Origin of the sequence: uncultured Cardiobacterium sp., from assembly GCF_938028185.1 — a bacterium.
Taxonomy (GTDB): Bacteria; Pseudomonadota; Gammaproteobacteria; order Cardiobacteriales; family Cardiobacteriaceae; genus Cardiobacterium.
Genome location: NZ_CALJAH010000283.1, coordinates 1 through 6095, shown reverse-complemented (window position 1 = coordinate 6095; position 6095 = coordinate 1). Strand labels below are relative to the sequence as shown.

General features: G+C 63.2%; 8 protein-coding genes and 1 pseudogene. 5 read left to right on the top strand and 4 right to left on the bottom strand.

The window, feature by feature from the left end; genetic code table 11:
- Window positions 1–272 (top strand): annotated as a pseudogene (locus Q0349_RS08400) (mannitol dehydrogenase family protein); the annotation flags it as partial.
- A 391-nt stretch (window positions 273–663) separates the two neighbouring features.
- On the opposite strand, the gene gor reads toward Q0349_RS08400, so the two are convergent.
- Window positions 664–2001 (bottom strand): glutathione-disulfide reductase, encoded by a 1338-nt coding sequence (gor, locus tag Q0349_RS08395; RefSeq protein WP_298080419.1) that lies wholly within the window; start codon window positions 1999–2001, stop codon window positions 664–666.
- A 166-nt stretch (window positions 2002–2167) separates the two neighbouring features.
- Here gor and Q0349_RS08390 point away from each other — a divergent pair, with 166 nt between their 5' ends.
- Complete coding sequence (locus tag Q0349_RS08390; protein ID WP_298080418.1) at window positions 2168–2443, top strand: cell surface protein; 276 nt, start codon at window positions 2168–2170, stop codon at window positions 2441–2443.
- A 64-nt stretch (window positions 2444–2507) separates the two neighbouring features.
- On the opposite strand, the gene Q0349_RS08385 is transcribed toward Q0349_RS08390, so the two are convergent.
- On the bottom strand, window positions 2508–2888 hold the full coding sequence (locus tag Q0349_RS08385) for a carboxymuconolactone decarboxylase family protein (protein ID WP_298080417.1): 381 nt from the start codon (window positions 2886–2888) through the stop codon (window positions 2508–2510).
- A gap of 72 nt (window positions 2889–2960) precedes the next feature.
- Here Q0349_RS08385 and Q0349_RS08380 point away from each other — a divergent pair, with 72 nt between their 5' ends.
- Together Q0349_RS08380 and Q0349_RS08375 are read left to right on the top strand one after the other, a co-directional pair.
- Entirely contained in the window at window positions 2961–3326 is a 366-nt protein-coding gene (locus Q0349_RS08380) for a MerR family transcriptional regulator (protein ID WP_298080416.1), read from the top strand.
- Window positions 3323–3844, top strand: a complete 522-nt coding sequence (locus Q0349_RS08375; protein WP_298080415.1) for a protein disulfide oxidoreductase — start codon at window positions 3323–3325, stop codon at window positions 3842–3844. Before Q0349_RS08380 ends, Q0349_RS08375 begins: the two co-directional genes overlap by 4 nt.
- Here the strand turns inward: Q0349_RS08375 and Q0349_RS08370 are convergent.
- Both Q0349_RS08370 and Q0349_RS08365 read right to left on the bottom strand, forming a co-directional pair.
- A complete protein-coding gene (locus Q0349_RS08370) occupies window positions 3822–4220 on the bottom strand; it encodes a hypothetical protein (protein ID WP_298080414.1) in 399 nt (132 codons plus the stop codon). The two genes, Q0349_RS08375 and Q0349_RS08370, sit on opposite strands and share 23 nt — an antisense overlap.
- Window positions 4217–5107 (bottom strand): DMT family transporter, encoded by an 891-nt coding sequence (locus Q0349_RS08365; protein WP_298080413.1) that lies wholly within the window; start codon window positions 5105–5107, stop codon window positions 4217–4219. The genes Q0349_RS08370 and Q0349_RS08365 overlap by 4 nt, the downstream gene beginning before the upstream one ends.
- A gap of 116 nt (window positions 5108–5223) precedes the next feature.
- On the opposite strand from Q0349_RS08365, the gene Q0349_RS08360 reads away from it, so the two are divergent.
- Entirely contained in the window at window positions 5224–5901 is a 678-nt protein-coding gene (locus Q0349_RS08360) for an OmpA family protein (RefSeq protein ID WP_298080412.1), read from the top strand.
- Window positions 5902–6095: the final 194 nt, after the last annotated feature.

The following is a 6095-nucleotide window of genomic DNA, read 5'->3' as shown; positions in this document are numbered from 1 at the left end:
GCTGGTGCCGCTACCTGCTCGGCGTCGATGACAACGGCGAGGCCTTTGAATGCAGCCCCGACCCGCTGCTCGAAAGCGCCCAAGCCAAACTGCAAGGCGTGCACATCGGCAGCGACAACCTCGGCAACGTGCGCGAACTCTTGCAAGACAGCGCCATCTTCGGCGTGGATCTCTACACGGTCGGCCTGGGCGAAAAGGTCGAAGGCTACCTGAGCGAAATGCTCGCGGGCAACGGCGCGGTCAGGACGACGCTGCAAAAACACCTCGCCTAAAAACGTAGGGTGGGGCTTGCCCCACCGCCAAGACAACATTGGCGGCGGCAATGATTAACCCCACCCCAGCCCTCCCCCCCCACAAGGGGAGGGAGCTGATCGGCGGCAGCCGCTGCAACCGTTCCCGGAACTTCCGCCGCTGTGTGCAATACGGAAACCCATGCCGAAACCTGCACCGTTATGCCCCTCCCCCTGTGGGGGAGGGGCGGGGTACCCATGAAAAAGGCATCCGCCTTTTTCATGGGAGTCCCCGCCCCTTCCCCACGGGGGGAGGGGGCAGAACGGCGCAGTTTTTCAGCATTTGTTCCCGCAGTCGTGTCAGCGCGGTGGGGCAAGCCCCACCCTACGACAATGGTTTTACATACAGGGTAGCGGGGTTGGTGTATGTATTTCAGCGCAGGGTGACGAGTTCTTCGCTGCTGGTCGGGTGGATGGCGACGGTGTTGTCGAAATCCGCCTTGCGCGCGCCCATTTTTACGGCGACGGCGAAGCCTTGCAGCATTTCGTCAACGCCGTCGCCAATCATCTGGATGCCAACGATTTTTTCGTCCGCGCCGACGCAGACCAGTTTCATCAGGGTTTTGGCCGGGTGGGCGGCGAAGGCGCGTGCCATCGGCGAGAATCCGGCGCGATAGACTTTGACCGCCCCGTCACCAAACTGGCGGCGCGCGGCGGCTTCGTCGAGGCCGATGACGCCAATCGGCGGGTGGGTGAACATCACCGTCGGGATGTTGTCGTAGTCCAGGTGCGCCTCCGGCTGGTGATTGAACAGGCGGGCGGCGAGGCGGCGGCCGGCGGCGATGGCGACCGGGGTCAGCTCTGCCGCGCCGGTGATGTCGCCGATGGCGTAGATGCCGGGAACGTTGGTGTTTTGCCAGGCATCGACCGGGATGTCGCCGTTGTCGCGTGTCGCCACCCCGGCGGCGGTGAGGTTGAGGCTGGCAGTGTTGGCGCGGCGCCCCATCGCCCAGAGGAGGAAGTCGGCGGCGAGGGTTGTGCCGTTGTTGAGCGTTACCGCGCCGTCGTCCACGTGCGCCACTTGTGCGCCCCGGTGGATGGTGATGCCCTGCGCGGTCATCGCGTCGGCCAGGGTTTCGGCGATGTCGGCATCTTGCGCGCGCAAGAGGCGTTCGCCACGGATGACGATGTCGGTCGGCGTGCCCAGCGCTTGCAGCACGCCCGCGATTTCGCAGGCGATGTAGCCGCCGCCGACGATGACGGCGCGCTGTGGCTGGTGCTCCAGCGCGAAGAAGTCGTCCGAGGTTTTGCCGCGCGCTGCGCCTTCGATGTGTGCGGGGACAGCGGGCTGGCCGCCGGTGGCGATGACGATGTGTTTGCCGCGGTAAAGGGCGTCGCCGACGCGCACGGTGTCGGCGCTCTCAAAGCGGGCGAAACCACGGATGAGGGTGACGCCGCTTTTGTCGAGATTGGTTTCGTAGATGCCGTTTAAGCGGGCGATGTAGGCGTCGCGCGCTTCCTTGAAGGCCTGCCAGCGGAAGGGCATTTTTTCCGGCACGTCAGCGAAGAAGCGCGGTGCATCGCGCAGGGCTTCGGCGGTGTTGGCGGCGTACCAGAACAGTTTTTTCGGTACGCAGCCGACGTTCACACACGTCCCGCCGAGGCGGCCGCTTTCGATGACGGCAACGTTGGCGCCGTATTCGGCGGCGCGGCGGGCGGTGGCGATGCCGCCGGAACCGCCGCCAATGCAGATGAGGTCAAAGGTTTGCATGGTGTTCTCCGGGTAATGAATGCGCGGCAATTATAGCGGCCGCCCTGCCCTGCCCCGTCGCAAAAAAACACTGAATAAAGTGTATGGTGACGGCTGCGCGCGCCGTGGTAGTATTTGCCCGTCGCTTCCGACATTTAATCCCTTCAACTTGAATAAAGGAAACCCCATGAAAAAAGTTCTGATCGCATCGCTCATCGCCGCCGCTTATCCGGCAGCCGCCCTTGCCGGTTCTTGTGATGATTATTACAAGAAGATGGAAGAAGACATGAAGAAAGACGGCAGCTACAGCGAGCAGGCGATGAAAATCGTGAAAGATCAGGTTGCCGCGGTTCCCGCCGACCAGCAGGACAATTTCTGCAAGGCCGCGATCGAAAGCATGAATGAAAGCGCCAACAGCAATGGCGGCGACGAGAAGGAAGATGCGGAAGAAGCCAAAGGCTGATTGCGCATTGGTTAAAAAAACCGGGTTATTAAACCCGGTTTTTTTATGCGCGCGTGATGGCGGTTTATCCGTCTTTTTCGGCAAGGATTTCTTTGGCGACGAATATCGCGTTCAGCACTTTCGGGAAACCGAGATACGGCACGCAGTGGATAAAGGTTTCGATGATTTCCGCGCGGGTGAGGCCGACGTTTTGCGCGGCGTGGATGTGGACGTGCAATTGTTTTTCGCAGCCGCCCTGTGCGGCGAGGGCGGCCAGTGTTATCAGCTCGCGCTGGCGCAGATCGAGCGCCGGGCGGTTGTAAATCTCGCCAAAGGCGAAGCCGATGATGTATTGCCCCAGCTCGGGGGCGATGTCGGCCAGCGCGCTCATCACCGCCTCGCCCTGTTCGCCGTCGATGGTGTTCAGGGTGGCGAGGCCGCGTTGCAGCAGTTCCGGGTCAAGCATGGTTTGCTCCTTGTTGTGAATGGAGGCTTGAGGATATGCTTTGGAGTCCACTCCAAAGCAAGGGTTTTTTCCGTGTATCACATTCAGGCATTTGCGACGCTGACCGGCCTCAGCGCCGATACGCTGCGTTTTTATGAGAAGGAAGGCCTGCTCGCGCCCGCCCGTGACGGCAACGGCTACCGCATTTACAGTGAGCGCGATGCCGCCTGGCTGGCGTTCATCCTGCGCCTGAAAGAAACCAATATGCCGCTCGCGCAAATCAAGGAATTTGCCTGGCTGCGCGCGGGCGGCGAGGCGACGCTGGCGGCGCGTTATGAATTGCTGCGCGCGCACCAGCAGCGGCTGTCGGTGGAATTGGCGCGCCTGGCCGACCATCAGGCGCATCTGGCGGCGAAGTTGCAGCATTATCAGGCGCTATTGGCGCAGGAGCATCCATGAAAGAAAAACCCTCATTGCTGCGCCGCCTGTTGCGCGGCCTCGGCACGCTGGCGCTGGCGCTGGTCATCATCACCGCCGTCGATATTTATCGCTGGCCGGACAGCCGCGGCTTGCAGGCGCTGCCGCTTGTCACCACCGATGGCACGCCGCTTGACCTGCAACACACCGAACGCCCGGTATTCCTCTATTTTTGGGCGACGTGGTGCGGTATCTGCCGCCATACCACGCCGCAAATCGCCGCCTTGCAGGCGCGCGGCTATCCGGTGGTCAGCGTTGCCCTGCATTCGGGCAGCGAGGCGGCGGTCGCCGCGTATTTGGCACAACACGGCTGGTCGTTGCCGGTCATCAACGACCCGGATGGTCGTCTCGCCGCCGCCTTCGGCATTGTCGCCACGCCAACCGTCGCCATTGTCGAAAACGGCCAGATTCGCCTCGCCACCAGCGGCTGGAGCAGCAGTTGGGGTTTGCGCCTGCGTTATGCGATGTTGCCGCTGGTCAGGGCGGTGCGTGGCGACTAAGCAGCGCCGCGGTGATGGCCGCCTGCACCAGCGTCATCAGCAGCAGTTGGCGGCAGAGGCGTGCCGCGCCCCGGCAGCGTTGCGGCAAGGTGGGCGGGGGGTGGCGCGGACGGCGCAGTCGCAGGGTGTGCAGGGCGCGGTCGAAACCGTCGCCATCCGGCACCGTCTGCCAGCGGCGGAAGATGGCGGCATCGAAGGCGATGCGCCAATGGAGCCAGGCGAGGCTCAGGGTGATGAGCGTCCAGGCGATGACCGCGCAGAGGCCGTGCGCGCGCCAGCCGCCGAGGGCGGCCAGCAGCAGGTGGAAGGGCAGCAGGCGTGTGCAGGCGCGCAGCAGGCTGGTGCTGGTGTGCAGCAGGATGCGGTCGTCCGTCATGATTGTGATGCGGATGGGCGCGTGCCGCCCGCGTTTTTCGGGCCGATGCTGAGCAGTCCGGCGCCGATGATGACGGCAATACCGGCGATTTCCTGCCCGCTTAGCGTCTCGCCGAAGCGGAAATGGCCAAAGAGGACGGAATAGACCACGGTGAGATAGGACATCGCGGCGATGGTGAATTTCTGCCCGATGGCGTAGGCGCGGGTAATGGCAATCTGCGCGATGAGGCCGCTCGCGCCGATACCGAGCAGATACGGCAGGGCGCGCAGTTCGATGCCGTGCCAGCCCTGGTAGGTTGCAATCAGCGCGCTCAGCAGGGTGCTGACCAGCGAGAAATAGAAGACGATGCGCCAGGCCGGCTCGCCGGTGGCGCTCATCTCGCGCAGTTGCAGGTGGGCAAGGCCAGTCGCGGCCGCGCCGACGAGACCGCAGGACAGTCCCCACGCCTGGCCGCTGTTAAAGCCGGGGCGCAGCAGGATGGCGACGCCGGAGAGGCCAATCACCAGCACGGCGAGGGTGCGGCGGGTGATGCGCTCGCGCAGCAGCAGGAAGGAAAAGAGGGCGATGAAAATGGCGGAGCTGTAGCCGAGGGTGACGGCGGTAGCGAGCGGCAGGATGGTCAGGGTGTAGAACTGAATCAGGCTCGCGCTCGCGCCGGAAACACTGCGCACCACGTGCGCGCGCAGCAATTTAGTGGAAAAGCGCTGACGGCGCAGCAGGGCGTAAGCGCCGAGGGCGAAGACGGCGGGCAGATTGCGCCAGGTGGCGAGTTCGTTGGACTGGTAGGCGAACAGGCGCGCGCTTTCTTTGGTCAGCACGCCCATCAGCGCGAAATTGAAGGTGGCGAACAGCGCCCAGAGGACGCCGCGGGCGGCGGGAGTAAGCATGGCGTTTGAGGGTGGGAAAAGCCCGGCATTATAGCGCTGCGCGTGGATGACCTTTAATGAAGGGCGCGGCGGGAATCGCTATCATGCCGCGGTCGCAATCCAACGGAGAAAAAACCATGAAAAAAAGCAATCTTGGCCTTGTTGCAGGCCTGTCCGCGATGATGATCGCTGGCTGTGAGACCGCCGGCGGCGGCGGCTTCGGCGGCATGGCCAACCAGTCCACCGCGATGGGAACCGCCATCGGCGCGCTCGCCGGCGGCGTGGTCGGCCACCAAATCGACGACGACAAGGGACGCTACATTGGTGCGGTCGCGGGTGCCCTCGCCGGAGCGGCGATTGGCAACTACATGGACCGCCAGCAGGAACAACTGCAACAGCAGGTCGCCAACAGCGGCGTGCAGGTACAGCGCGTCAACGAAAGCACCATCCAGCTCAACATCCAGAGCGAAGTACTGTTTGACGTGGACAAATCCGTCATCAAGCCGAACTTCTACCAGCCGCTGGGCAGCATCGCGCAAACCCTGCAACAGTATCCGGAAACCGTCGTTCACGTGTACGGCTTCACCGACGGCAGCGGCAGCGAGCAGCACAATATGCAACTCTCACAACGCCGCGCCCAGTCCGTCGCGCAATACCTCGCGCAACAGGGCATCAACTCGCAGCGTTTCGTCGTGCAGGGTTACGGCGAACAATACGCCACCGCGCAGAACAACCCGCAAGACCGCCGCGTCGCCATCTACATCAAGGCGATCGACCAGGCCAACCCGCAAGCCGCTTACACCCCGGTATTCTGACAGTTCAGCACCGCTTGCTAAAAAACCCGCCAAATGGCGGGTTTTTTGTGGGCGAATGACAGGGGTTTTTTCAGCGATCATAGGGTGCGCCTTGGCGCACCGTCCACTGACAGCAATGCCGACGATGGTGGCGCCCGACGGCGATGCCCGAACTGCCGCTCCCCGTTTCACATATACATACACCAACCCCGCTA

Coding starts and splice junctions, on each gene's coding strand:
- gor (WP_298080419.1), bottom strand. CDS start 2,001: ATGCAAACCTTTGACCTCATCTGCATTGGCGGCGGTTCCGGCGGCATC.
- Q0349_RS08390 (WP_298080418.1), top strand. CDS start 2,168: ATGAAAAAAGTTCTGATCGCATCGCTCATCGCCGCCGCTTATCCGGCA.
- Q0349_RS08385 (WP_298080417.1), bottom strand. CDS start 2,888: ATGCTTGACCCGGAACTGCTGCAACGCGGCCTCGCCACCCTGAACACC.
- Q0349_RS08375 (WP_298080415.1), top strand. CDS start 3,323: ATGAAAGAAAAACCCTCATTGCTGCGCCGCCTGTTGCGCGGCCTCGGC.
- Q0349_RS08370 (WP_298080414.1), bottom strand. CDS start 4,220: ATGACGGACGACCGCATCCTGCTGCACACCAGCACCAGCCTGCTGCGC.
- Q0349_RS08365 (WP_298080413.1), bottom strand. CDS start 5,107: ATGCTTACTCCCGCCGCCCGCGGCGTCCTCTGGGCGCTGTTCGCCACC.
- Q0349_RS08360 (WP_298080412.1), top strand. CDS start 5,224: ATGAAAAAAAGCAATCTTGGCCTTGTTGCAGGCCTGTCCGCGATGATG.